This is a genomic window from Methylomonas sp. MgM2 (genome assembly GCF_054172045.1).
Map to the genome: position 1 here is coordinate 139,515 of NZ_JBSYXO010000008.1, position 24,271 is coordinate 163,785.

A 24,271-nucleotide genomic window follows, 5' to 3' on the forward strand; every position below is an offset into this window, starting at 1 on the left:
TTGTCACCGTTATCAAAGGGTGTCGGACGGTTGACGGGCGGCATGCAGCGAACCGAGCGCGGTACTGCCTAGCCGTACCGGATTGGCATCGCTGCCGTCGTCGCAATCATGTAGGGTTGCCGCGGGATAAGTGTTGCGAAGTTCGGCCAGACCGATCACGACCCGCCACAATCGGTACGAAACTTCCAGGTAGCGGGTATATCGGGTATCGAGCAAGGTTTGCAGCATCTGGCTGGTGCCGGCTTGGAACAACAGGTCGGCGCAGAACGTCGGCGCGGCGCCGCCGGCTTCCGGCACGATGACCTCGGCCGGTTGGAACGGCGCAAGATCGTCCAAGTCGCGGCCTTGCCGGACGTTGGTTTGCAGCCAACGGAAGAAGTTGTCGCCGTAGGCGGCAAGAATTTCCCCGCTGCAAGCGCATAAATCGGCAGCGGACGGCTCAGCCAGATGGGCCGCGAGCATGGCGGAGAGCTGTTCCGGCAAGCGTTCTTCCGTCCAGTCGATTTTGGCGTCCGCCGCCAGCCATAGGCGCCAGATATCTTCGAAACGTTCGAATTGCCAGCCTGCGCCGACGATTTGCCGGAAATACTCGATCAGCAGCGCGGTTGCGCCTTGCCAGGATGCGGCATCGAAGGCGATGGCGCAGTCCAGGCCATCGTCGTTCAGCGGAGCGAACAATGTTTCCAATTCGGTTTTAAGCGTGTCCGCAGTGTATTGCTTCAAAGTCTTGTCTTCATACCAAACGCCGAACGCGGCGCTGAAGCGTCGGTACAGTGCAATGGCGCAAGCGCAGGCTTGTTCTTGCGTAGGCCGGGTGTCGTCTGTTAGTTGGGTATGAAGCAGCAGCCAATCGGCGAGCTCGGTGACGATAGGGTCGCAGTCGTTGGCGATAAAGCCGTCGTTGCCGACCCAGCAAATTTTCGCCAGCAAATGCGCCGGTATTTCTTTCCGTACGGTGCGGTCGGCGAAGCCGCGCATTTCCAGATTGTCGTTGTAAGGCGCCGTCCAGCCCGGCATCACCCAGGTCATGCGAAACGAATAAGGGTCTTCGTCGCCGCATAAACGGCAATCGCCGTCCGGGCAAACCGGATAAAGCGCGTCTCCGGGGAATTTGGGACGCAACAGCAAATGTTCGACGACGATGGCGCGTTCGTTCGCGGCCCATCTTAATAATTCGTTTTGTAAGTCGACGGCCTCGCTTTTCGCGAGCAAGGCGCTTTGCCCTAGCAGCGTGCCGTCGCTCTCTTTGGCGGTCAGCCGGTATTTGTCCGCCGAGGCATCGACGGAATAAGACGCCGGACGGCTGAACGCGGTCAACAGGCGGTGGTAGGCCGATTGCTCGGCCAATTCGGCATCGGCCGCGGTAATGGCTATGCTGCCGGAAAACCAGCTTGTTTGCTGCCGGTCGTGCAATTCATACGCGACTGAATACGGGCCGCCGTCAGGCCCGGTTACCGTCCAATCAAACCGTAAGTCCGGAAAGCCGAGTAGCAAACTGATGCGTTTTTTGACGCCGGACTGATTGTCTTGGCTTAGCGGCAGCGCGTAATCGAATGCTTTGCCGCGGTCGTGGCTGATGGCGGGGTAAGCGCTTAAAAAGGCGATTTTGTCCGCGATTAGCCGGTCCTGGGCTTTGGCCGGCCCTTGAAACTGCGTCAGCATCAAGGCGTATTCCTTGAATTGTTCGCCGAAGCGTGCCATCACGTGGTCGAGAAAACGGTTGCGCCGTTCGTAAAATTCGGCCCGGGTTTCCGTCATCGCTTGCAGTTCGGTTAAGCCTAAACCTTGGATCAGATCGGAATAGGCGCTGATGACGGTGTCGTCAAACAATTTGACGAAATAAGTGCGGGTTAGCGCTGCGCTCAGCGAGAACAGGTCGGCCGCGTGGGCGATTTGCGCCAGCGCATTGGCAAGTATTTGTTCGTAAACCAGTAAATAAGCTTTCAACTGCCTCGCCTGCGCTTGGCGTAAGGCCGGTGTTTGCGGCGGCAAACCCTCCGGGCCGATGCCGTAAGCGGGCGGAAAGCCGTGTTGCAGCGGGAAATACGCTTCCGGATCGAGAAATCGGCCGGACGGAATCGGCAAGTCCTTATCGGCGTTGTTTTTAATCTTCGGCCGTTCCCGCTCGCCGCGCAGCTGGATCAGCGTGTCGTAGGCTTCGTCCGGGCGAGGTAGGAAGGGCAGGCCGTTCTTGAAAAACAGGAAGCGGGACAAATGCCGGTGCAGACGAGGCTGGTGCAGCGGGGAAACGAACAACAGCCAGGCCGCGCTGATTTTGTCGGCGGCGAACACCGGGGTGCCGTCGCCGGTCCAGGTCGGATCGGCGGCGCCTTTGACGATTTGGCCTTCTTGGTCGTATTTGCTCAGCAACAGGTTGTTGACGGCGACGATGCCGTCGATGTCCATCAGGCTGTTGACCAAATCGGACACGCGCAGCACGCTTTTCAGTGCCGACGCGTCAAGGTCCGCGGCCTTCAAAAAGCCGTTGTCCAGCTCCGGGCCGTCGAAAATCTCCTCGACCGGCCGATTTTCAGCCAGTAATTCTTGCAGGCTATAAAACGGCACCGGTGGATTCAGGTATTGTTCGGTGCGTAGCCAAATTTCCGCTTGCACTCTTTCGATGTCGGCATCCGGTGCGACTTCGACATCGGCGCAGACGCTTACGTCTTCGATACCGACTAATTGGATGCGGCAATAATCTTCGTCCAGGTTGCGCCGTTGCCGCAGCGTTTTTTTGGCGCTTGCAATTCCGTCCAGAGTGAGCTTCAGTTTTTCGCGGTAGCGGCGGATAAACCCGGCGGCCGTGGCGTCTTCGAATAACCCGCGCATGGCGTCGGCGCTGATCCGGCTTTTCGCCGTCATGTCGCCGAACAGCCGCAGCGAGGCCGGTTCGATGACGATCTTTTCCAGGCCCGGTTGCAGTTCCAGTTCGAAACGCAAGTACCAAACCTGCCGCCAATGGTCGCGCAGGTATTGGTCCTTGGCATCGTCATCCAGGCCGGCGTCGCTGAGTACGTCGTAGCCTTTGGCGGCGCCGATGCCGACCTTGATGCCGAACGAAGCCCCGTTTTGTTGTGCGAAAGCGTCGTCGGCGTTCAGAAACAGTTGCCATTGTGCCGGGTTGACCAAGCCCCATTCCGGGAAACGCAATTCCAGCAGTGTGGCGTGGGGACGGCCTTCGCTGTCGAACACGCTGTAGCGATGTTGGATCGTGCGGTCGTTCAAATCGCCGAGCCGGGGATCGGATTCCAGTTCCAGCAGCACGTCGTATAAGCCTTGCGGAGCAACGGTAGCGGTTTGGTTGACAGTCGTCGGCAGTTGATAGCCGACGTTCAATCGGCCTTTGTCGCACCAGGCGTAATAGCCGGCGTCGCAGGCGCATTCCCGGCAGAACACCCAGGCGTTGCGCACGGGTTCCAGGTCGATTAGCAGCCGGCGGAAATCGTCCGGAGTCAAGGGGTTGACGGTCAGGATGTCGCGGGCGGTGAAAAAGGTTTGGTTGGGATAGGGCTGTTCGGGGTCGGCGGAGGGTGTGGCCGGCATCAACAAGTCGGCGATGTCCCAACCGTTGCGGTAGGCCAGATCGGTTATCGCATAACACAGGCTTTCGTGGATGGTGATGCCGGGATCGTGCGTGTTGTAATCGGTCCATAAGGCGCCCGCCATCTGGGCGATGAAGCCGATGCCTTCCCGCCGCAAGCGGTAATAATCTTCGGCGGGCTTCAGTTCCGGGTTCTTGGCTATGCTGTCGGGTATCTTGTTCATGAGGATTCGCACCGACAAGTGGACCCGGACGCGCTTGTCTGGGTGGGGTTTATGACTTCAATGCCGTGCTGGCGGGCGGAAACCAGCAGCGACACGGCCTTGGAACCGGCGATTTCGGTTTGGTCCGGGTTGGTGACGGCAGTGACGATGCCGTTTTCGTTTAATGTCTCGTAGCTGTGCGACAGTTTGAAATCGGTAACGTAATCGACATAGGGCTGCTCTTCAACGAAATCGATGAGTATCGATTTATAAACCTTGCCGCCGAAACTCGGGTATCCGCCTCCCGGAAACGCCCAGGGCGATAAGAATCGGGTTATGGCTTGGCCAAGCTGGTTTTGGTAATAATTGCTGTCGAAACCGTCGTAAAAATGGACTTTGAACGAGGCGCGGACCTCTTCGAACAACGGGTTTTCGACATGCAGTTTGACGAAACAGGATAAGTGCCGCTGCAAGAAAGCCTTGACATCCGTTAAAACGCCCAGGCTGGTAAAAGGCCGCAAGGGGTCGCGCAAATTATCGGCTTGCCGGCTGGGAATCGTCACGACGGTGACGTGGCCGGGCGCCAGTTCGCGGTAGATGCCGCTGCCCGGTTCGTAATGGGTGTGGTTTAGGCATTTGGTCTGGTAGATTTGCGGGAAGGCTTGCAGCAACAGATGTTCGTAATCCCACAACGCGATCGCGCGGTTTTTGTGCCGCAAGCGTTCGCTGACGCGCGTGTAAAAGGCGGCGGGCTGTTCCGCACCCTGGCCGCCGAAGCCGGGGAACGGCTGGCTGATGCTTTTGACGGCGGCATTGGGCACGTTGAGTTTGCTGATGGTGTTTGCTGCCAATGGGGTGGCCGGAAAGGCCGGATCGTTACCGTGGTCTTCGAAAGTCGCCCTAAGTCCTTGCGCCGCGACCATACGCAAGCGGCAAACCGCGTCGCTGAGTCCGGCGACGGCAGCCCGGAGCCAAAATTGGCCGGACGGAAGCAGCGTGTTATCCGAAGTGGCGGCGGCCGGGATCGCCAACGTGATGATGCCGGAATTCAGCCATTCTCCGGTGCCGTCTTGCACGGCATATTCGTCGAACGGGAGCCATTCGTTTTCGGACAGATAGCTCCAATGCAGATGAGGTTTGGGTTTTTTCGACAAAGGGTTGGCGGTGCCGTCCGTGACCTGGAACAGCAGCGCGAGATTTTGCGCCGGCTTCAAGCCGGAGACGCCGATGTAGCTTTCCGCTTCGTGCGCGAGCGAGAATTTGTCCGGCCGGCTTTTATCGTCGCGGTTGAGATGTTTGAATTGCGGCAGCAAATAAAGGCCGGCATCGAAATAAGCGGATTTCAGCGCGGCCATGTTTTTTAAGTAGCCGTGCTGCTCGGCGTTGCCGAACGGCGTCAAATGAAAAAACCGGCCGCCACGCTGGTCGAAATCGCTTTTTTGGGCGCTGGTTAACGCGAGGGTTTGGCTGGCCACATAACTCAAGGTCAGCTTGCCGAACGACGGCGCCACCGGCGGCGTTGGCTTGTTGTTTGGCGTGACCTTATTGATGGTGTTGGCGATATAGGTGACCAATGCTTGTTCGTATTGGTCCTGGCCGAAACTTTTATTCAGTTTCAAGCGGATGTAACCGTGCCGGGATGCGGAGGTATAAAGTTCCTGATTGCTGAAATCGGCGGCATCGACGAACGGTTTAATCGTATTGCCCGGCAGATCGATCAGGCCGGCGCTGATGTCGAACTGCAAATTGCCGGCTTGCCATTGGCCTTCCTTCAGATAGTCGACGCCCATTTTGACTTGCGTCCCGGCGGGGTAGGGCGACGGCGTGTTTTGCAGCTCGATGCCGACTTTACAGTTAGTCAGCTGTTTTTGAAACGCTTCCCGGGAACCGATGACCAAACTGCTGTTGGCGGCCGGAATCGCACCGAACGGCTGGAACGGTTTGGATGCGTCGACCGGGCCGAAATCGTTGCTTAAGGCCAAGGTCTTCAAGCCGCTGACCTCGACGCTCATGCCGATTTGGGTCAATTTGACGTTTTCCAGCATGCCGTAGATAAAATCGGCATCGGGACGGTGCGCGAGTTTAACCAGCAAGACGGGCAGGCCTGTCGCAAAATGGTAGCCGTGAACCTTGTCCGAATACGCCGTCACCGCGGGTGCGGAGCCGTCGAGTTTGACCACCAAGCTCAAAATACCGGCGCCGGATTTTTTGAATTCCACCGTCGTTGCGCTAAGCCAGCCTTCGGCGCCGGTAAACAGGCAAACCAAATCGTCTTTACGGTCGCCGCTCAAAACGTCGGCGTTGTCCACCGTTAGGCTCAAGGCCACGGTGCGAACGCCTTCGGCCAAGAACAAATAATGCGAAGCGATGGCAAAGCCGAGCTCGGCGACGGGCATATCGATACCAGCCAGAGTGCCCAGTTGGTAAGCCTTGTTGAAAAACGGCTGCCAGGATTGATCGGACGAAGTCAGTTTGGCGCCCAAGCCGTCGTCGGAATCGGCGGCCGCAGCCGCGAACAAGCGCCCGTCGGCAAAAGGCAAGGAATCGTTGGGCGTGTTTTTGTGGCGATACCAATTTTTTAATGCGGCTACTTGGCTTTGGTTGGCGACCAAAGTGGCATCGTTGGCGAAGAACGCATCGACCTTGCCGGCGTCTTTGCCGGCTTTGAACAGTTCGCCGGCCGCTATTTCGAAACTCTCCGCTTGCCGCGCCAATTCGACTAACAGGTGGACGTGGCCGGGTTGCGCCGGTCTTTCCTTGAGCCGGAGAATTTGCCGGTAATAAAAATCAAGATGCCGGCCGGTGAGGGTGTTGGTCTCGGCGCGGACGTAATCGAACAGCCTGAGAAATGCCAGCAACAAGGCGTAGTGCGGTTCGTGATCGTCGCGCTCGGTCAATGTTTGCTGCAACGCGGTGCCGGCTTCGGTCACGCTGCGGGCGTACACTTTTAGGAATTGATCGAATATCCCGGTGAACAGGCTATGGGTAGCGATGTGATTGACGCGTTCGAACAGGCCGGCGCCGCTGCCGTAAACCGAGGCGTCTGGAACAATCGCGGCGGCATGCGCCGGCCAATCGGCGGCGTTGGAAGTGATCCAGTCTTCCGAAAAAGGATAGTGGTAAACGCTTCCGAAAACGCCGGCCTGCTTGCCTAGGATGTTTAGGTCGGGATGCGCGTCGGCAAAATCGGCGTCCGTATCCGGGAAGGCCAAGTGGTAGGCGGCCAGCCGGGTTAAATCTCCCGCCAGTTGACCGCGGATCAGATTGCGCAGGGTTTGTTTCAGACCGATGCCGTCCGGCAGGTCTTGCTTGAGTTGCTCCAATTGTTGAGCGAGCGTGCCGATGGCGCTAAACAGCCAACCGAGCCGGATTTTCAACGCACCGGTTTGGGCGGGGTCGTCGTTGTTGCGGTCGTTGAGGAAATCGAACCAGCTTTTCAACCGGCTTTTGTAATAGGCGATGTCCTGAACGGCGGCAACCGCGAGTTGCGCCGACACGTCGCGGCTAAAAAACGCGCTCCAATCGCCGCCGGCTTGGTTGTCCAGACCGTAAAATTTGAGGTAGCGGGAATAGGCTTCGGCGAACACCAAGGCATGTTCGAGCCTGCGTCCGTCCACCGGCGCGTAGGCGGGATCCAGTTCCGCCGGAAACCGGTCGTCTTGGCGCGTACCTTCCGACGGCAGCTTGAGCGGATCGGTATTTTGCTTGCAGTCGATGGAAATCGCCATAATCAAGTACCGTCAGGCAAGAGGTTGACCGTTGCGGAAAGGTTGATGTCGGTGCCTTCCGCCTTGTAGAACGGGTAGACGAAGTTGAAACGGGAGTTGGTGGTTTTCACTCGGTAAGTGACTTCGATCAGCACCACGCCGTCCCGTTCCCGGCTCTGGTCGAGTTCCACTTTTTCCAGTTTGATGCGCGGCTCGTGGTACAAAATCGCCGATGCTATCTTGTCGGCCATCAGCGTTTTCATCCGGGTATCCAGATCTTCGAACAGCAATTCGTCGAGGTTGCAGCCGTATTGGGGCAGCATTACCCGCTCGCCTTGCCGAGTCGACAGCAACACTTCCAGGCTGGAAGCGATATCGGCTTCCTGCTCCAGCATGGCCATGCGGCCCGTGCCGGCATCGAAAGAAGGCGGGAACGACCAGCCGCGGCCTAAGAAAGCGCTGTCCATATCAGCCTCCGATCAGCACGGTTAGCGCGCCCGGCGGCAACACGGCGCCGCCGCCGGCGGTCAAGTCGGCGATGCGGGCGGCCGGTGCGCCGCCGATCAGCACGCTAGCCGAGCCTTTGGCAATGACGTCGGCACCGCAAGTATCGCCCATGCGGGCAGCGGGCAATCCGCCGATGAGTACGGTCGGCGCGCCCGGCGGCAAAATAGGAGTGGGAACTCCCAGGGTTGCCGGGCTGGCGATCAGGTCGGTTACGCGCGCTGCGGGTAGCATACTAGCCTCCGGTTTAGTTGATTTGAACGATGCCGCCTTTAATGGTGGTATTCGCGCTGCCTTGCAATGTGGCTCTCGCGCCGGAAACTTCGGCGCTGCCGTTACCGGTTGCCTTAAACCCGGCCTGCGCCTTGATTTCGGTGTTCGTGCCTTCCATTGCGATGTCTTTGGCGGCTTTCAGGGTCAAGTCTTTGCTGCTTTCTATGCTGATGCCGCTGTCGTCCATTTTGATTTTGTTGCCGTTTTGGTCTTCCAGGCTGATGCCTTTGTCTTGTTCCGACAGTACCACTTTGTTTCCGCCGGGCGTTTCCAGGGTGATGACTTTGTTTTCGTCGTCGAAGGTTAACTTTAATGCTTCCCGGCTGACGTAACCTTTGCGGTGGTTGTTGTCATTCGGCGGCTCCGGCGCCGGTTTCGCGCTGCTGTGGCACATGCCCAGCACCAAGGGATGGCGCGGGTCGTCGTTCAGGAAGCCGACCACCACTTCGTCGCCGATTTCCGGTCGGAAATAAGTGCCGCGATTCGAGCCGGCATCCAGCGTCACCAAACGGGCCCAAAGCCCTTCGTCCGAGTCGCTGATCAAGGGCAGTCTGACTTTGATGCGGTCTTCGCCGTCGGGATCGTTTTCCAGCACCGTAACGACTCCGATTTGCAGGCCGCTGACGGCGGGTATCAGCCCGGCGGCGGGCAGCGGGCGCAAGTTGTAGGTTTCGGCGAACAGATCCGTGCTCAAGCCGAGCTGCACGTCGGTTTCCCAGTTGCCTTTAGCGAAACTTTGGCGGACGCCGGATACATACAGCTTGCCTTCGAAGCGCTCGCCGATGCCGCCGACCTCGATGACCTGATCCGGCATGACGCCGGCGAAGCCTTGAAACTTGGCGCGGCCGCGCACTTTGGCCAGCCGCTCTTTCAACAGGCGGCCGTCGGCCCAGGCTTTGAGTTCCGGTTCGCCCAATTTGCCGCTGTGCCTTAAACGGTGAGGATCGCCGCCGATCACATCGGCCAAAGCGTCGGGACTCAGATTGCCGTTGCCGGTGGTGGCCGGTTCGGTGGCGTCCGCGCTGACCAGCGCCTGGCCGCCCGGATCCCAGCTTTCCGCTTTCTGGCCTTTGCTTTGCCAGCGCGCGTCGATTTCCGCGTCCAATTCCAACAAGGTCGCGCCGTATTTGACGGTCAGAACCGATGGTCCGGAAACGGCCGGCGGGGCGACGATGATTTTGCCGTCCTCGACTTTAACGACCATGCCGTTGGCCTCGGCCCGGCACAACAGAAAATCCCAATCGCTGGCATCGTATTGCACGACTTCCTTTAATGCCGGTTGAGTGGCGGCGATATCGGTTTGCAGGCCATGAGGACCGATCAGCGCTTCCATGATGTCGCTGTCTTTTTGGTCGGCGAAATACCGGCTGTTGCTGCCGCTGGTCATTTTTACCGCCTCGTCGCGGCATTCGACGATCAGCTGGGCGCCGTTCTTGCGCAGTTTAATGCTGTGCTTGACGATGATGCCTTTGAAGACCGAATCGTTTTGCGAGCGGTAGCCCAATTGGATTTCGATCTTTTTACCGGGGATGAAATATTCGGCGTTGCTGGCGCTGAATGTCGCTTTGCTGGCTTCGCCGTCTTTGAAGCACAGCATCGCGCTCGGAATCCGGTTCAGTTCGCGGGTGACGTCGACCGACAGCAAATGGAATTCGCCCGGAATTTGTGCGCCTTCGATCAGGATCGCCGCCGTGCAAACGTCCGGTGTCGCCGGGGTCGGGATAGTCGATTCGTTAGTCACGGCGCGGAGGAGGTTTGGGCCAACGGCGGGAACACCAACTTGGTGCCGGGCCGCAGCACACGGAAATTGCCCAGCGCGTTGAGTTTGGCGATCTGCAAGTAATGCCGAGGGTCGCCGTAAATCCGGTAACAAAGTAAGGGCAGGGTGTCGCCGGCCTTCACTTGGCGGACATGGGTGAGGTCGGGTGAGCTTTTATCCTCCTCCAGGGCGCGTTTTTTCTCTTCGATGCTGCCTTTAAACTTGACTTTGGCGACGGCGCGGATAGGTTGGCCGTTGGGGCTGAACAGTTTGTAGGTAATGCCGAGTTCGACGGCGCGGCCTTTGAAAATCAAGTTGCCCCAGACCAATTTCAAATGATAGGGCTCATGCGACGAGCCTTGGTAGCCGGTCAACATTTGGCGGAAATGATCGACATCGTCGAACACGCCGTCTTCGTTCGGTTGTCCGTCGATAATGCCGGTGTTGTCGAACAAAAATTCAAACGTCAACTCTTCCGGCATCGTGTACTCGAACTTGGCCTGCGCGTTGCTGGTGCCTTGGCCCTGGCCGTCCGCCGTTTTGACTTTGTATTCCAGCGTATAGGTTTCAGGGTTGATCAACGCTTCGAACTTGTCCTTGGCTTCCGCTTGGCCGCCGTTTTCGGCGTCGGTGGCGGATTCGAAGGCCAGAATCAGCATTTTTTCCAGTTTGCCTGCCATTAGCGCTCCCGTTTGTTCTGCAAGATTTGCAATACCTGTTCGATGCATTCGGCCACGATGGCGTCTTTGCCGCCGTTGTCTTCACCTTCTTGCGCCGCCCCGGCGGTTTTTTTCGCCGTGGCCTGTTCCGGTGCGGCGTTGACGGTGACGCGGATATGCAATTCTTTGATCTCGATGGGCATGGTTATGTCCGGTTTAATGGCTTAATTCGTCCGTCACTGGATAGTGAAATAACGGTACGTCAATTCCAACGTTTCGATGACGACGGCGCTTTCGTTGGCGTTCAGGTCGCTGACCAGCCATTTTTTCGGGATGGCCTGGGCAATTTTCCACGTGCGCAACGGTTCGCTCTTTTCGTTCATCAGAATGATGTTGATGTTGCTAGGCTTGAACGCGCGATTGTTGAAAGCGTCGAGAAACCAGGTCACCACGGCGGAATCGGTCAACATGCCGCGTTTCAACACCAAATCGGCATATTTGGTGCGTACCGGCAGTTTATGTTCGAACCGGTTTTCCCCGCCTTCCTTGAAGCTCTCGTATTCGTATTCGACCGACAGGCCGGACGCCGACTGGAAACGCACGTCGTTGGCATCCTGGCTGACATCGATGAACTCCACTTTGTAGTAGAAGCCCAGCGGCGGGTAGTAGTCGATCGGTTTTGCCTCAGCCATGGTCCGATCCGCTTACACCTTCATTAATTTCAAGCCCTCGTGCGCGACTTCCAGCGATTCGATCGCGGTTTCGTTGGCGTCCGATTTCAGATCCGGAGCCGTCACCTTGACCGGAAAGCAGCGTGTCGCCGACCAAGCGGCCACCGGTTCGTGTTTTTCGTTGAGCAGCCGGATGATCAAGTCGCGCCGGCCGTTGACGCGGTCGTTGGCGACGTCTTCCAACCAGGTGTTGAAGTCGAAATCGCCCTCGAACTTGCCGCGCTTGAGGGTGATGTTGTTGTTCTTGACCATGCCCGGCATGGCGATTTTGTTGAAGTCTTTGCTGTCGCTGTGCCGGTATTCGATTTTCTCCCGTTCCATCACCAGGCCGGTGACTTCGGTGAAACTGATTTTGGCGCCGCCCCAGTCGACTTGAAAATGGAAACGCGGAATTGGATATTCTTGTGCCATGATGTGTACTCCGATGTAATGGATATGTGGTCGTCGGCGTCCGGTGTACCGTTAGGATTCCGCCATTTTGTGCGAGAATCGGAGGATGATGAACTCGGCCGGGCGTACGGCCGCCATGCCGATTTCGATAATCATGCGGCCTTCGAGGATGTCCAACGGCGTCATCGTTTTGCCCAAACCCACGGCGACGTAAAACGCGTGCTCCGGCTTGATGCCTTGCAATGCGCCTTGCCGCCAAAGCACGGTCAGGAAATTCTCGATCATCGCCTGCACTTTTACCCAGGTATTGGCATCGTTGGGTTCGAACACGAATTGTTCGGTGGCCTTCTTGACCGACTCCTCCACAAAATTAAAGAAGCGGCGGACGCTGATGTAACGCCATTCGTTGTCGTTGCCTGCCAGTGTCCTGGCTCCGAATACCAGTGTGCCTTTGCCGGTAAAACTGCGGATCGCATTGATGGACTTGCCGCTGTTGACGTCGACGTTGAGGGCCTCTAGTTCGGATGAGGTGAATGTGGCCGCCGGGCCGACGATGCCGGTAATGCTGACGTTGGCCGGGGCTTTCCAGACGCCGCGGGTGCGGTCGACGTAGGCATAAACGCCGGCGATTGCGCCGGACGGCGGGACGGTGGTGCTGGTGCTTTGAATGCCGGCGACCAAGGTCTTATACAGCGGGAATGCCGCCAGTAAACCGTCGTGTTTTTTGGTTTCCAAGGCTTGGGCCATGGCGACGACGCCGGCCAGCCAAGCATTGTTGATTTGATCGAACAGCGTACGCAGCAACGGCAGCACGCTGTCCATACGGGCGGGGTTATTGCTCGCGCTGCCGGGGATGACGTTCGATTCGGCCGGCGCGGCGGCGCCGAAGATGTCGCCCCAATCGGCGGCGCTTGGGGGAACGCCGGTGCTGAATTGCACCGAGTAGGCAGCCCCCGGCGTCAGTTTTGCGGCCAATTCCTTGTCGTAACCGATCAAGGTTGTGTAGACGGCTTTAAGCGTCGAATTAATCAGGCTACTCAATGCCGTTTTGATTTCGGCGTTGCCGACCGAACCGGCGCCGGCGCCGACCAGGACATCGGTTTTTCTGGCAGCTTCGAACAGAAAATCGACTAAAGGCATAAAATTGGCCGCCGTTTTTGAATCGAGATAAGTGCCTTCCAGCGCAGTGAACTGATCCCTTAAGGTTTTAGCGGGTGCGGCCAATGCCGTCGAAGCGGCGGCGATGGTGTCGACATCGGCGATGACCGCCTCGTAGTCGGTAATCAGCGTTTGAATCGCGGCGTCGTCGGTCAGGCTGGCCAAACCGAATTTGGTTGCGCCTTTGAAGATGACATCCTTAAAACCGCGGTAGGTGACGTTTTTCGGGAAATTGATCTGTAGCCAAGGCGAATAGGCCATCCCGTATTTGAGGTCGTTGATGCCGGAGTTGGATCGGAACTCGGTGCCTTTGGTATCGGCTTCCTTGACGTGGAACAGACCTACCCTGTCCATTAGGCTGCTGCATTGACCCAATGCGGCATCGTAGACGTCGTAAAAATCCTTGCCGGTAGTCAACAAAGAGTTGTCCGGGAACACCAGGATGGTCGGTTCGTCGACTTTTTCCAGCGCGTCGATACCTTTGCCGGTACCTTTGCCGGTGAAATCGGCGGCCGTTTTGCCGGCGCTATCGTAGACGCTGGTGGAGACGATATAGCAATCGCCGCCGCCGTTGGCGTAAAACAGGCGCAGGCTGTCGTACATGAAAAAGATATTGGCCATGTCGGCGGCGGCGAAGTTGTTGGCGTCGTCCAATGTCACTTTGCTGATGGACGGCGTTGCGCCGCCGCCGAAGTAGGCTTCGTATTCGGCAATCGAACCGATCTTGGTGGGGATGTTGATCAAATCGCCCGGCTTGATGCTGTCGGCTTTTTGGGTGTAGCCGATAAATGCCGGAATCGCGGTCTCGACCGCGGCAATGGACGGGGGAAACTTGGGAATTTCTTCTATGTAGACACCGGGGGTTTTATAAACTGTTGCCATGTTTTTCACCGTTTAGTTAACAGAGGTTAGACAAAGATTTCCGAGACGAGTCGGACGATTTTCGCGCCGCTTTTTTCCGCCTTTACCCGGTCGATCGAAGGTTTTTTCCGGTTGCCCGCATTGCCGAAATAAGTCATTGGCAACACGGCCGGTTCGGTAAAAGTGATGCTGCCGGTGCGTTGGTTAAGGTATTGCCGTATGGTCGATCGGTTTTTGAAACGGATGTGGAAAACCGGATAATTCAGTTTTGCGCCGCCATCGCTGTCGATGAAGCTGAAATCAGGGTCGCCCTCGGTGATCGCGTTTAGCCGTATCAGTGCGAATAGGTCGTTGGGCATGCCGTCCGACAACAGAATGCCGCGTTCAGGAGCGCCGGATAATCCGGCTGGCGGCGTGATGGCCGGCACATCGTCTTGATGTACGAAAACCGGCATCGCGTCGGCATCGGCATCCAATTGATTTAAATCCGGATTAGGCGGGTCGCTGGTGAGTTGCGACAAGGCGCCGCCCGTTAATACCAAAGATTCGATTCTATCTTCGGCGCCGGGCACCGAGTAGTTGCCCGACAAATACAGGGTTTTGCCGGCACCGCTCCCGCGCGAAGCGCCCGTTGAATTGCTCAATAAAAACACCTTGCTTTTGTATCGGTAATAGCGCAGTTCGGGCTCGTGATACAACTCGACGATTTCTTGAGCCGGTAACGTAAATGCGGTGTAGTTGCTAAATTGATTATTGGCGACCGAAACGGCAAATTCGAACACGGTGTCGGCGGCGATGGTTCTGTCGTCGGGCATGGCAACGATGAAACCCAACGCGGTGTCCTGATAAACGCAATCAAGACCTTGCAGCTTCTCGACGGTGGGTCCGGTGGGTACGACGGACAAGAAGCGACGCCGGTCGTAAGCCAGTAAACGTTGATTTTTTTGGGTTTCATCGGTAATTCGGTCGAACAAGGTCGCGCCGTCGTCCAGCCAGTAATGGTGCAACAGGCGGACGTCGAATAAGGCTTGATATGCGCTACGGGATTTTTCGCTCATGGGACGGCCGCCAGGTCTTTATGGCGAAAATCGCGGACGATCTCGGTGATAAGGCCGCTTTCGCCTTGCGTCGATTTGAATTTCAAATCCAGCGCCCGCAGCATATAGAGGACGAAGGGATATTGTTTGCCGCCCAAGGTGCCCCATAAATGGTTGACTTCCTCCATCGTTGCGGAATACAGCTCGAAAACCAGCCGGAACGAAGCCAGCTGATCCAGTATATTGGCCGGCGCGTTAGTGCTTAAAGATAGCGGATCTACGTTGTCTTGGGTTAAGACGTGATTGAATTGAAAAAACCGTATCGCCCTAGACAGCACCAATAGCGCATTGCCGTAATCGGCGTGGGTGGCGGTGACGAGAAGCTGGAAGTTCAGGAAAACCGGCGGGTTTTCATACACGGCGGTTAAGGTGACGTCGTTGCGGGTGTAGGCCGGCATGTTTTTTAGAGCTTTTTCTTCCTGTATATTGACCACAGAAAGAATAAGCATTTCCCTAGGTACGCCGCCGGATCCTAAGCCTTCGGCTAAGTTGCCCAGCCGTACCGTGTTGTCGGCAGTGCCATAGGCATTGACGAAATGGCGGTTGATTTCGTTTACGGTAATCGTAAGCGCATGAGAAATCATAGTCCCACCCTTTGGACTACATCCAACCGCGCATTGCGCTTACGTCGGGGTAAAACATGCCTGTTAACCGGCATTTCCACGGGGATAAGCATTCGATCATCCTCACGTTTTTGTGATGGGCGCAACAACTCTACAGTCGTCATTGCACCAAGTCAATAGGGGATGATGCTAACGACCTTGGGCGGCAGCATCGTCAAGCTGCACCTGTGTTTAAGCGATGGGAATGTGGTGTTTTCCCAGGCTATCGAGGCCGGCGCCAAGAAATCCACGCCGGTCGAAAATCGGTTAAGGAGGCTATCCGCATGAGTTTGCCGACCGATGCTTTCGGTTGTCTTGCCGCGATCAAGACTATCTTTATGCAATGTCGGCGGTGGTCAGGCAGAGGTATCCTTGCGGTAGCTGCCCAATTTAAATTCTGCGATGTGGACAAGCGATTATGACAACGATAGTCTGGCTTAAGGCCGGCGTACTTTGGGCGGCCATTCTGGTGCTGGCCATTCTGAATGGTCTTCTGAGGGAAAGGGTCCTGATTCCAAGCTTAGGTAGTTTCGCGGGCTTCGTCGCCAGCGGCGCCATCCTTTCCATGTGTATCTTTTTTACGGCATTCGCCGCCGCGCCTTGGTACGGACCGCTGGTTTCTCGTCAATGGTTATGGGTCGGATTGTTTTGGCTGCTGCTGACTTTGATGTTCGAATTCGGCTTCGGACGCTTCGCACAACATAAATCCTGGGTCGAGCTGTTGGAAGCATACTGTTTTCGCGGCGGAAATATTTGGCCTCTAGTGCTGGTCGTTACAGCTCTTGCGCCTTGGCTTGCGGCTAAAGTCCGTGGTTTGATTTGAGCCTCAAGCATAGACGTTCAGTCGCCGAGCCCGACCGCCGAAATCGATTGCGAATGATGCATGGTGCACTCAAACCCTCCACGGTCGCTGGCTAAGGCGTCGCTTAGACTTTTTTCCGGATGCCGAGTTTTTGCATGCGGTAGCGCAGCGTGCTCGGTTTTAAGTTTAGACGTTGCGCCGCGCCGCCGGGGCCTTCGATGACCCAGCGGGTTTGATCGAGAATGGACAGTATGTGTTCCTTGGCGACGGCGTCCAGGCTCGCGTCGTCCGATTGGGTTTGCTCTATGCGGTGATCGGCTGGCGGCAACAGGTCGGCCCCGATTTCCAGTATCGGTCCATCGGCCAATATGACCGCGCGTTCGATGATGTTTTCCAGTTCGCGAATATTGCCGGGCCAATGATAGCGTTGCAGCCTTTGCAACGACTCGGCACCGATGCCGGAAATTTTCTTGCCGAGTATAGGTGTGAATTTCTCGATCAAGAACCGGACCAGCAATGGAATGTCTTCCGACCGCTCGCGTAACGGCGGCGTGGTCAGCGGAAACACATTCAGCCGGTAAAACAGATCTTCTCTGAAATTTTTGTCGGCAACTTCCTGCAGCAGGTTGCGATTGGTGGCGGTGATCAGGCGCACGTCCATTTTGATCGGGGTCTGGCCGCCGATACGTTCGAATTCGCGTTCCTGAATGACCCGCAACAATTTCACCTGAATGTCCGGCGGAATTTCCCCCACCTCATCCAGAAACAGCGTGCCGCCTTCCGCCAATTCGAAGCGGCCGATGCGCTTGTGCGTGGCTCCGGTAAAGGCGCCTTTTTCATGCCCGAACAACTCGCTTTCGATCAAACTCGACGGCAACGCGGCGCAATTGACTTTGATCAAAGGCTTATCCTTGCGCTTGCCGGCGCCATGGATGGCGCGGGCAATCAATTCCTTGCCGGTTCCGGATTCCCCCTGGATTAAAACCGAAGCATCGGTCTGCGCGACTTTTTGCACTTGATTCAATAGCGCGTTCAGCGCCGGGCTGTCGCCGACGATCTCGCCGAAATTATGCGCCGATCTGATTTCTTCCTGTAAATACTGATTTTGCGCCTTCAGGCGGGCCTGTTCGCGTTCCATCAGTACCCGTTCGGTAATGTCGATGAACATGGTGCGGGTATAGTGGCCGCTCGGGTCGGGCCTGGACCACCACTGTATCCAGATCGGCTTGCCGTTGTCCTTGCGGCGCAATTCCAGCACGACGCCGGAGGTGTCGGTGCCTTTGCCGACCGATTCGAAGGCTTCCCTCACTCGGCGCTGCGCTTCCGGCGTATCCGGCACCAGCGAAATGCCCACCATGCCCGGTACTTGCTCCGGCGTGATCCCAAGTATGCGCATCGCGGTCCTATTGGCCCGGATGAAGCGGGATTCGATGTCTTCATGCACATAGGCGATCGGAGCTTCGTCGAACAAGTCGCGGAAGCGCTCTTCGCTCTCATGCAAACGCCGTTCGGCGCGCATGCGGCTCAGTTCCGCCGCGGCTCTGGCGGCGAAAATCCGGAATGTAAACAACAAGCGAGGCTCTTCCGGCATGACGTGTTCGTCGAATACCGCAAGGTGGCCCAGGGTCGAACCGGCGGCGTCGGTCAGCGGCACCCCCAGATAGCTTTCGATGCCGGCTTCCTTCGGAAAGCGGCGCCAGACGCCCGATGGAAAATGGCACAGCCTGCCTTTCAATACCTCTTCGCAGGGGGTATCCGCCAGTTCCCATTCCCGGTTTTCGATGAATCGCCCTTTCATCCAATAGGCCAGCGTGCGCACCCGGGTTTCGTCGCCGGCGAATTCGGCGATGAAGGCATTGGATACGCCGGTGGCAAAAGCCAGATTTTGCACCAAGGAGCGAAAGAAATCCTCCCCGATGGCTTGGGCTGTGCCGGCGACGATGCTGCGGAGCACGGCCAATTCCGATTCGTCGACCGTTGAATAGGCGCCTATATCGCCGGGCGGTAGTTGCGGCATACGTGTTCTCGCTTGCAAAACCCGGACGGTATCTTATCCGCTCCCCGGCATAAAGCCAATCCGCACTATGCCGCCACCAATATTAGCGGCCGCCACCATTTTTCGTGGGCGCACACAGCTCCTATAACAGCGGTTCCTTAGGGCGATAGGTTCTTAACAATATGAAAATAAATGAGTATTCGTATTTTAAGGCGGTTGGCACGGCGATTGCCATGTCCCGTTTGTCGTGCTTCGATCCCTCCGGGCATTGATGACTGCCGACAACCTTATCTATCAATTCCAATTTGGAGAACTCATATGAAAAACCTAAACACTGTCGTCACATCCGCTTTGGCATCCGTCATCGCCTTGGGCGCCTTGGGTATGCAAACTAACGCTTTTGCCGACGACAAGCCGGAAATGGAGAAATGTTACGGAGTCGCCAGGGCCGGCATGAACGATTGCAAGACCCAATCCAACGCCTGCGCCGGCCATTCCATGACCGACGGTCAAGCGGATGCGTTCATCGCATTGCCTAAAGGCACTTGCGATCGTATCGTCGGCGGCAGCACCGTAGCGCCTGTCGGCAACTAAGTGACGGCCATGACGCTTATCAAGCAAGCGTTGAATGTAGCGGCATCGATTCCGGCGTTAGCCGGAATCGGGCTACGCTCTCCGCATATTCCGGAAGTGCTGGAGCGGCGGCCCGGCGCGGGATGGTTCGAGGTGCACAGCGAAAATTATTTGGGCTCGGGCGGCGCTCCGTTACGCCAATTGGAACGCATTCGGGCCGACTACCCGATCAGCCTGCACGGAGTCGGCCTGTCGTTGGGTTCGGTCGACGATTTGAACCGGCAGCATTTGAGCCGGTTGAAAGGTTTGATCGACCGCATTCAGCCCGGCCTGGTGTCCGAGCATTTGTGTTGGAGTTCCTTCGGCGGCACCTATTTGAACGATCTGTTGCCGCTGCCGTACACCGAGCAGACTCTGAATCACCTGGTTACGCGCATCATCGATACGCAGACATTTTTGGGCAGACGCATCCTGCTGGAGAATCCGTCGACCTATCTGGAATACACCTTTTCTACCTACTCGGAAAGCGCGTTTATGGCGGAACTGGCGCGGCGAACCGGCTGCGGCGTTTTGTTGGATATCAACAACGTTTATGTTTCTTGCGTCAACCACGGCTGGGATGCCGATGCCTATTTGGGCGAAATCGCGCCGGAATCGGTCGGTGAAATCCATCTGGCCGGCCATTCCGTCAACCGCGCGGGCGGCAAGGAAATCCTGATCGACACCCATAACGCACCGGTCTGCGCCGAGGTCTGGGAATTGTACAGGACGGCTTTGCAACGCTTCGGGCCCCGGCCGACGCTGATCGAATGGGACGCCGACCTACCGTGTTTGGACAATTTGTTGGCCGAGGCCGGGCAAGCCGACGCTGTTCTAGAGAGGGCTTATGCACAGGCTGCATGACATTCAGCGCGAATTTTGCCGTTCGCTGCTTTCCGGCCAAGCGGCCGTCTCCTGCGGCATTCGCCGCAACGGAGTCGAGCCGGAACAACGCCTGGCGATTTACCGCAATAACACCGAAGCCGGATTGGCCGAAGCCTTGCGGAATGTCTATCCGGTGCTGGACAAACTGGTCGGCGACGCTTTCTTTCGCGCGCTGGCACGCGATTTTATCCGGGCCAAGCCGCCGCGGTCGCCGGTTTTATCGGCATACGGCGGCGATTTGCCCGAATTCTTGGCGTCCTATCCCGGCTTGGGCGCGCTGCCTTATCTGCCCGACGTCGCACGATTGGAATGGGCCTGGCACGAGGCCTATCACGCAGCCGACGGCAAAAGTCTGGACCCGGCCGCGCTGGCGCGCCTGGACAGTGCGGCCTATGACAGCCTGGGGTTCGAATTGCATCCGTCGGCCCGCTTGCTTGCTTCCGACTTCCCGATCGCCCGTATTTGGCAGGCCAACCAAAAGCCTGGCGACCACGATACGATCCGGCTGGATGAAGGCGGCTGCCGGCTGTTGGTGTTCAGGCCAGACCGGCAAATCCGGATGTGGCCGTTGGACGGCGCCGATTACCGGTTTCTCGAAGCCTTGGCTCGGAGGCAAACCCTGGTCGCGGCTACCGCGCAGGCGTTAGCGTATCAGTCGGATTTCGACCTGCAATCGGCGTTACTGCGCTGGTTGGCGGCGGGCTTGCTGACCGGTTTTTTTATCGACGCGCAAATGCGGCAGCCAAGCGCATCCCTAACGAAGGAGTCGTAAAAAATGAACGTTCATAACATTTACGGTTTTTCCGGGCCCGACAAAAGGGCGAAGGCGTATTTTTTCAAGCTGGAACATTTTCTGGATACGCTGGCTCCCTTGGGTGACCTGGCGCTGCGCTGTTGGGTGGCTTACGCGTTTTGGGTGTCCGGGCTGACCAAAATCCGCACTTGGGACAGTACCTTGTATTTGTTCGAATACGAGTACAAAGTGCTGTTGCTGCCGCCCGATCTGGCCGCCGTGCTCGGTACCGGCGTAGAACTGTTGGGGCCGGTGTTTCTAGCTCTGGGGTTTTTTGGGCGCGCGGCCGCGGCGGTACTGTTTTTATTCAACATCGTCGCGCTGATTTCCTACCCGGACCTGGGTCCCGCCGGCATCGAGCAGCATCAGGTATGGGGCCTGATGTTGCTGGTTTGTCTGTTGCACGGGCCGGGGCGTTATTCGGCCGACGCCTGGATTAAACGGCGATTTTTTAATTATGGTGGCTAAGAAGCGCCGCCGGTTTGCTGAGTTGCGGTCCCGCGCCGGCCGGGCCGATTTTTCTGTGAACGCGCTTACGGTTTTTTCTGCAAACCGAGGACGGGAAAACTGAGTTGTCGCTGGTAGCGGCGCAAACGGCATGCTTGTTTTGAATTATGACGAGGCTCGCGTGTCCAGCGGTAAGGAAGCACCGGGCCATGGCGCTAAGTTTTCGCAAAACCCAGTGCGCCGCCGGTCAGCTAATCCGGGAGGTGTAAGTTTATGTCTAGACCTCAATTCATCCGCTTCGGGCGGGCGCTATGCGGCGATTTGGCTCAGGCCGAGCGCCGCGAGTGGTGGTTAAGCAACGGCCTGGGAGGCTACGCCGCCGGCACAATCGCCGGTACCTTGACCCGGCGCTATCACGGCTTGCTGATCGCGCCGCTGCAGCCGCCGCTGGGGCGGGTGTTGGTGTTCACCAAGGCGGACGCCTGGCTGGAAGCGGATGGTAGCGTCTGGCCTTTGTGCAGCAACCGCTGGCCGGATCAAATCGTCGAGCCGCAAGGGTATCGGCATATCGAAGCCTTTTGGCTGGACGGGCGCATGCCGGTCTGGCAATACGCCTTCGGTAATTTGAAACTGGAAATGCGGATCTGGCTGGAGCCAGGATCCAACACGGTTTATCTGGCCTACAAACCGGACTTTCCGAGCCGGGAAACAGGCCCGCTCCAATTGCGCGTCAAACTGCTGGTCAATGCCCGCGACCACCACGGCAATACCCGGCGAGAAAATTTCAATCCTATCGTAGAGCCGAGCGGCATCGACGGCCTGAGCGTCCGCCACGCGTCCGATGCCGGCATGCCGTCTTATCGTTTGAGTTTCAAGGCCTGCGGCGGCAGTTTTTCCGCTGCGCGCGACTGGTATAACAACTTCGAGCTGCCGATCGAGGCCGAACGCGGCCTGGATAACCATGACCATCATTTGTGCGTGGGCGAATGCAGGCTGACGCTGCTTAACGGCGTATGGAACGGATTATGCGCCAGTTTGCATGGCGACGCGTCGCCGAACATCGAATCAGCGTTTCTGCGGTTTCGGGCTAAAGACGAACAGGTTTTGGCTCGCGCCTGCGCTCCGGCCTGCGGAATGAGTGCCGCGCCGGACTGGATACGGCAATTGCTGTTAGCGGCCGATAGTTTCCTGTTCGTCCGTGCCGACGAGGGTCAAGATCACGGCGAATCGGTGATCGCCGGCTTCCCCTGGTTCGGCGACTGGGGGCGCGACAGCATGATCGCCTTACCGGGCCTGACATTGGCGACCGGGCGCTACGACAGCGCTCGGCGGATTTTGCTGACGTTTGCCCGCTATGTCGATCGCGGCATGCTGCCCAATCTGTTTCCGGGAGCGGGCCGGCGGCCGGAATACAACAGCGCCGACGCTGCGCTATGGTATATCGAGGCTTGGCGCGCCTATGTCGAAGCGAGCGGCGACTGGACTGAATTGCGCCGGCATTTTCCGATTTTGGAAGACATCGTCCGCTGTCACCGAAACGGCACCCGGCACGGCATCGGAATGGACCCGCGGGACGGCTTGCTGAAGGCCGGCGAACCCGGCGTGCAGTTGACCTGGATGGATGCCAAGGTCGGCGACTGGGTGGTGACGCCGCGCATCGGTAAGCCGGTGGAGATTAACGCGCTGTGGTACAACGCGCTGGAAACCATGGCCGGCTTTGCCGAGCGCTTGGCGCGGCCGGCCGAACAGTACCGGCAGCAGACCTTCGTCACCCGCGAGGGTTTTCAACGTTTCCTCATATCTTCAGATTCCGCGCCGGTCGAAGGCGCATTGTTCGACGTGGTGGACGGCCCCAACGGCAACGACGCCGCGCTACGGCCAAACCAGTTGCTTGCCGTCAGCCTGCCGTTCAGTCCGCTATCGGCCGAAGGCAGGCTAGCCGTGGTAGGGAAGTGCGGACAAATGCTGCTGACTTCCTACGGTCTGCGTTCGCTGGCGGCCACTCATCCCGAATATGCGCCCGCTTACCGGGGCGATGTGCGAGCGCGCGACGGCGCTTACCACCAAGGTACGGTATGGGCATGGCTGTTGGGTCATTACGCGTTGGCCGAATACCGCTGCCACCGCGACCTTGGCCGGGCTCTCAGCCGGCTGGAACCGATACGCGAACATCTGTTGGATGCCGGGCTCGGCACGATTAGCGAGATCTTCGACGCCGACCCGCCTCATACCCCGCGCGGCGCGCCGGCTCAGGCCTGGTCGGTCGCTTGCGTGCTGGAAGCCTGGTGGCGCTTGCAGCGGGAGCATTCCAAGCCGGAGGGTACGGCGTCCGGCTTGACTACGTTTAAAAACTGACGGAGGACGGAATCATGAACAAGAAATTGATCCAAACACTGTTATTGTTGACCCTGGCTCACGGCATCGAAGCGAGAGCCGTCGATTTGGCCGATCATACCTATGCCAACTATGTCGACAAGAAGGGCGAAATTAGCTTACCGGCCGGTTTCAGGCAGCACTGGACGCACCTAGGCTCGTGGGTGGTGGCGAAGGTTGACGCTCCGGGCTACGGCTTTCACGATGTTTACACGCAAGCGCAGGCGGTCGAAGCCTTCAAGCGTAGCGGGCGTTTTCCGGACGGAACGGTATTGGTGAAGGAAATTCGCGGCCTGTCTTCGGCCGAAATGACCACAGGCCCCGCGACCTGGGCGGCCGATCCCAAGGTTTGGTTCGTCATGGTCAAGGACGACAAAAACCGTTTTGCCGGCAACCGCCACTGGGCCGAAGGCTGGGGCTGGGCCTTGTTTAATGCGGCGGATACGAAAAAAAACGTGTCCACCGGCTTTCGGGATAGTTGCCAGGCTTGTCACGAACCGGCCAGAGCGAGTGACTGGGTGTTCGTGTCGGGTTATCCCAGCCTAGGTCCAAAATGAGGGGGCGGCCATGCCAAACCATAACGCGGAACGGCAGCGCCTGGAAAATCAACGTCCGGGCGCCGAAAACCGGCGAAAAATTGGCTGGAACGATTGGCCGGCAGGTTGCCGTATTCGCCTCGGCCCGGCTCAAATGTAACTGAAGGGCGCTCCCACAGGGATTATTTCCAACCGGTCGCGTCGTTTTTGGATTGGCAATTCCGCTAAATTGATTCCGAAGCTATTCAAATGTTCGCGTATCCCACGCTGCGAAACCTTGGAAACGAAGCGCCAGCGAGTGAAGGTTGAGTAGTCCCAGGAAGCCGTAGCGCCGGGCGGTTT

General features: G+C 57.7%; 23 protein-coding genes. 9 read left to right on the forward strand and 14 right to left on the reverse strand.

Going from position 1 to position 24,271, the window contains the following annotated elements; all coding sequences use genetic code 11:
- Positions 1-12: 12 nt before the first annotated feature.
- The 12 genes from ACW73I_RS08735 to ACW73I_RS08790 are packed head-to-tail and all read right to left on the reverse strand — an operon-like array spanning position 13 to position 15,467.
- Positions 13-3,765 (reverse strand): hypothetical protein, encoded by a 3,753-nt coding sequence (locus ACW73I_RS08735; RefSeq protein WP_458028870.1) that lies wholly within the window; start codon positions 3,763-3,765, stop codon positions 13-15.
- Entirely contained in the window at positions 3,762-7,472 is a 3,711-nt protein-coding gene (locus ACW73I_RS08740) for a baseplate J/gp47 family protein (protein ID WP_458028872.1), read from the reverse strand. The genes ACW73I_RS08735 and ACW73I_RS08740 overlap by 4 nt, the downstream gene beginning before the upstream one ends.
- Before the next feature lie 2 nt (positions 7,473-7,474).
- A complete protein-coding gene (locus ACW73I_RS08745) occupies positions 7,475-7,918 on the reverse strand; it encodes a GPW/gp25 family protein (RefSeq protein WP_458028873.1) in 444 nt (147 codons plus the stop codon).
- A 1-nt stretch (position 7,919) separates the two neighbouring features.
- Entirely contained in the window at positions 7,920-8,189 is a 270-nt protein-coding gene (locus ACW73I_RS08750) for a PAAR domain-containing protein (RefSeq protein WP_458028875.1), read from the reverse strand.
- Positions 8,190-8,202: 13 nt separating this feature from the next.
- Complete coding sequence (vgrG, locus tag ACW73I_RS08755) at positions 8,203-9,969, reverse strand: type VI secretion system tip protein VgrG (protein WP_458028877.1); 1,767 nt, start codon at positions 9,967-9,969, stop codon at positions 8,203-8,205.
- Positions 9,966-10,667, reverse strand: coding sequence for a CIS tube protein (locus ACW73I_RS08760; protein ID WP_458028878.1), 702 nt, complete (start codon positions 10,665-10,667; stop codon positions 9,966-9,968). The genes vgrG and ACW73I_RS08760 overlap by 4 nt, the downstream gene beginning before the upstream one ends.
- Positions 10,667-10,849 (reverse strand): DUF5908 family protein, encoded by a 183-nt coding sequence (locus ACW73I_RS08765; RefSeq protein WP_458028879.1) that lies wholly within the window; start codon positions 10,847-10,849, stop codon positions 10,667-10,669. The genes ACW73I_RS08760 and ACW73I_RS08765 overlap by 1 nt, the downstream gene beginning before the upstream one ends.
- A gap of 33 nt (positions 10,850-10,882) precedes the next feature.
- On the reverse strand, positions 10,883-11,338 hold the full coding sequence (locus ACW73I_RS08770) for a phage tail protein (RefSeq protein WP_458028880.1): 456 nt from the start codon (positions 11,336-11,338) through the stop codon (positions 10,883-10,885).
- Between the two features lie 12 nt (positions 11,339-11,350).
- Positions 11,351-11,788, reverse strand: coding sequence for a phage tail protein (locus ACW73I_RS08775; RefSeq protein WP_458028882.1), 438 nt, complete (start codon positions 11,786-11,788; stop codon positions 11,351-11,353).
- Positions 11,789-11,839: 51 nt separating this feature from the next.
- Positions 11,840-13,807 (reverse strand): phage tail sheath C-terminal domain-containing protein, encoded by a 1,968-nt coding sequence (locus ACW73I_RS08780; RefSeq protein WP_458028884.1) that lies wholly within the window; start codon positions 13,805-13,807, stop codon positions 11,840-11,842.
- Between the two features lie 26 nt (positions 13,808-13,833).
- Positions 13,834-14,844, reverse strand: a complete 1,011-nt coding sequence (locus tag ACW73I_RS08785; protein ID WP_458028886.1) for a hypothetical protein — start codon at positions 14,842-14,844, stop codon at positions 13,834-13,836.
- Positions 14,841-15,467, reverse strand: coding sequence for a DUF4255 domain-containing protein (locus ACW73I_RS08790; RefSeq protein WP_458028888.1), 627 nt, complete (start codon positions 15,465-15,467; stop codon positions 14,841-14,843). The genes ACW73I_RS08785 and ACW73I_RS08790 overlap by 4 nt, the downstream gene beginning before the upstream one ends.
- 162 nt (positions 15,468-15,629) lie before the next feature.
- Here ACW73I_RS08790 and ACW73I_RS08795 point away from each other — a divergent pair, with 162 nt between their 5' ends.
- Positions 15,630-15,773 carry a hypothetical protein gene (locus ACW73I_RS08795; RefSeq protein ID WP_458028889.1) on the forward strand — a complete coding sequence of 48 codons (144 nt, stop codon included), beginning with the start codon at positions 15,630-15,632 and terminating at the stop codon, positions 15,771-15,773.
- Between the two features lie 130 nt (positions 15,774-15,903).
- Positions 15,904-16,308 carry a hypothetical protein gene (locus ACW73I_RS08800; protein WP_458028890.1) on the forward strand — a complete coding sequence of 135 codons (405 nt, stop codon included), beginning with the start codon at positions 15,904-15,906 and terminating at the stop codon, positions 16,306-16,308.
- A gap of 103 nt (positions 16,309-16,411) precedes the next feature.
- Here the strand turns inward: ACW73I_RS08800 and ACW73I_RS08805 are convergent, their stop codons facing one another.
- Positions 16,412-18,304, reverse strand: coding sequence for a sigma-54 interaction domain-containing protein (locus ACW73I_RS08805; protein WP_458028891.1), 1,893 nt, complete (start codon positions 18,302-18,304; stop codon positions 16,412-16,414).
- Between the two features lie 297 nt (positions 18,305-18,601).
- On the opposite strand from ACW73I_RS08805, the gene ACW73I_RS08810 reads away from it, so the two are divergent.
- From ACW73I_RS08810 to ACW73I_RS08840, 7 genes are all read left to right on the forward strand, one after another.
- On the forward strand, positions 18,602-18,877 hold the full coding sequence (locus ACW73I_RS08810) for a BufA1 family periplasmic bufferin-type metallophore (RefSeq protein WP_458028892.1): 276 nt from the start codon (positions 18,602-18,604) through the stop codon (positions 18,875-18,877).
- 9 nt (positions 18,878-18,886) lie between these two features.
- A complete protein-coding gene (gene bufB, locus ACW73I_RS08815) occupies positions 18,887-19,759 on the forward strand; it encodes an MNIO family bufferin maturase (protein ID WP_458028894.1) in 873 nt (290 codons plus the stop codon).
- Positions 19,743-20,552 carry an HvfC/BufC N-terminal domain-containing protein gene (locus tag ACW73I_RS08820; protein WP_458028895.1) on the forward strand — a complete coding sequence of 270 codons (810 nt, stop codon included), beginning with the start codon at positions 19,743-19,745 and terminating at the stop codon, positions 20,550-20,552. The genes bufB and ACW73I_RS08820 overlap by 17 nt, the downstream gene beginning before the upstream one ends.
- A 3-nt stretch (positions 20,553-20,555) precedes the next feature.
- The gene (locus ACW73I_RS08825) at positions 20,556-21,041 is read left to right on the forward strand and encodes a DoxX family protein (protein WP_458028897.1); all 486 of its coding nucleotides are present in this window, start codon (positions 20,556-20,558) and stop codon (positions 21,039-21,041) included.
- 252 nt (positions 21,042-21,293) lie between these two features.
- The gene (locus tag ACW73I_RS08830) at positions 21,294-23,375 is read left to right on the forward strand and encodes an amylo-alpha-1,6-glucosidase (RefSeq protein WP_458028898.1); all 2,082 of its coding nucleotides are present in this window, start codon (positions 21,294-21,296) and stop codon (positions 23,373-23,375) included.
- 14 nt (positions 23,376-23,389) lie between these two features.
- Positions 23,390-23,950: a cytochrome P460 family protein gene (locus tag ACW73I_RS08835; protein ID WP_458028899.1), complete on the forward strand. Its 561-nt coding sequence runs from the start codon at positions 23,390-23,392 to the stop codon at positions 23,948-23,950.
- Positions 23,951-23,960: 10 nt separating this feature from the next.
- Positions 23,961-24,089: a hypothetical protein gene (locus tag ACW73I_RS08840; protein ID WP_458028900.1), complete on the forward strand. Its 129-nt coding sequence runs from the start codon at positions 23,961-23,963 to the stop codon at positions 24,087-24,089.
- Here the strand turns inward: ACW73I_RS08840 and ACW73I_RS08845 are convergent.
- A partial coding sequence (locus ACW73I_RS08845; protein WP_458028901.1) for a hypothetical protein occupies positions 24,080-24,271 on the reverse strand: 192 nt, incomplete at its 5' end. The two genes, ACW73I_RS08840 and ACW73I_RS08845, sit on opposite strands and share 10 nt — an antisense overlap.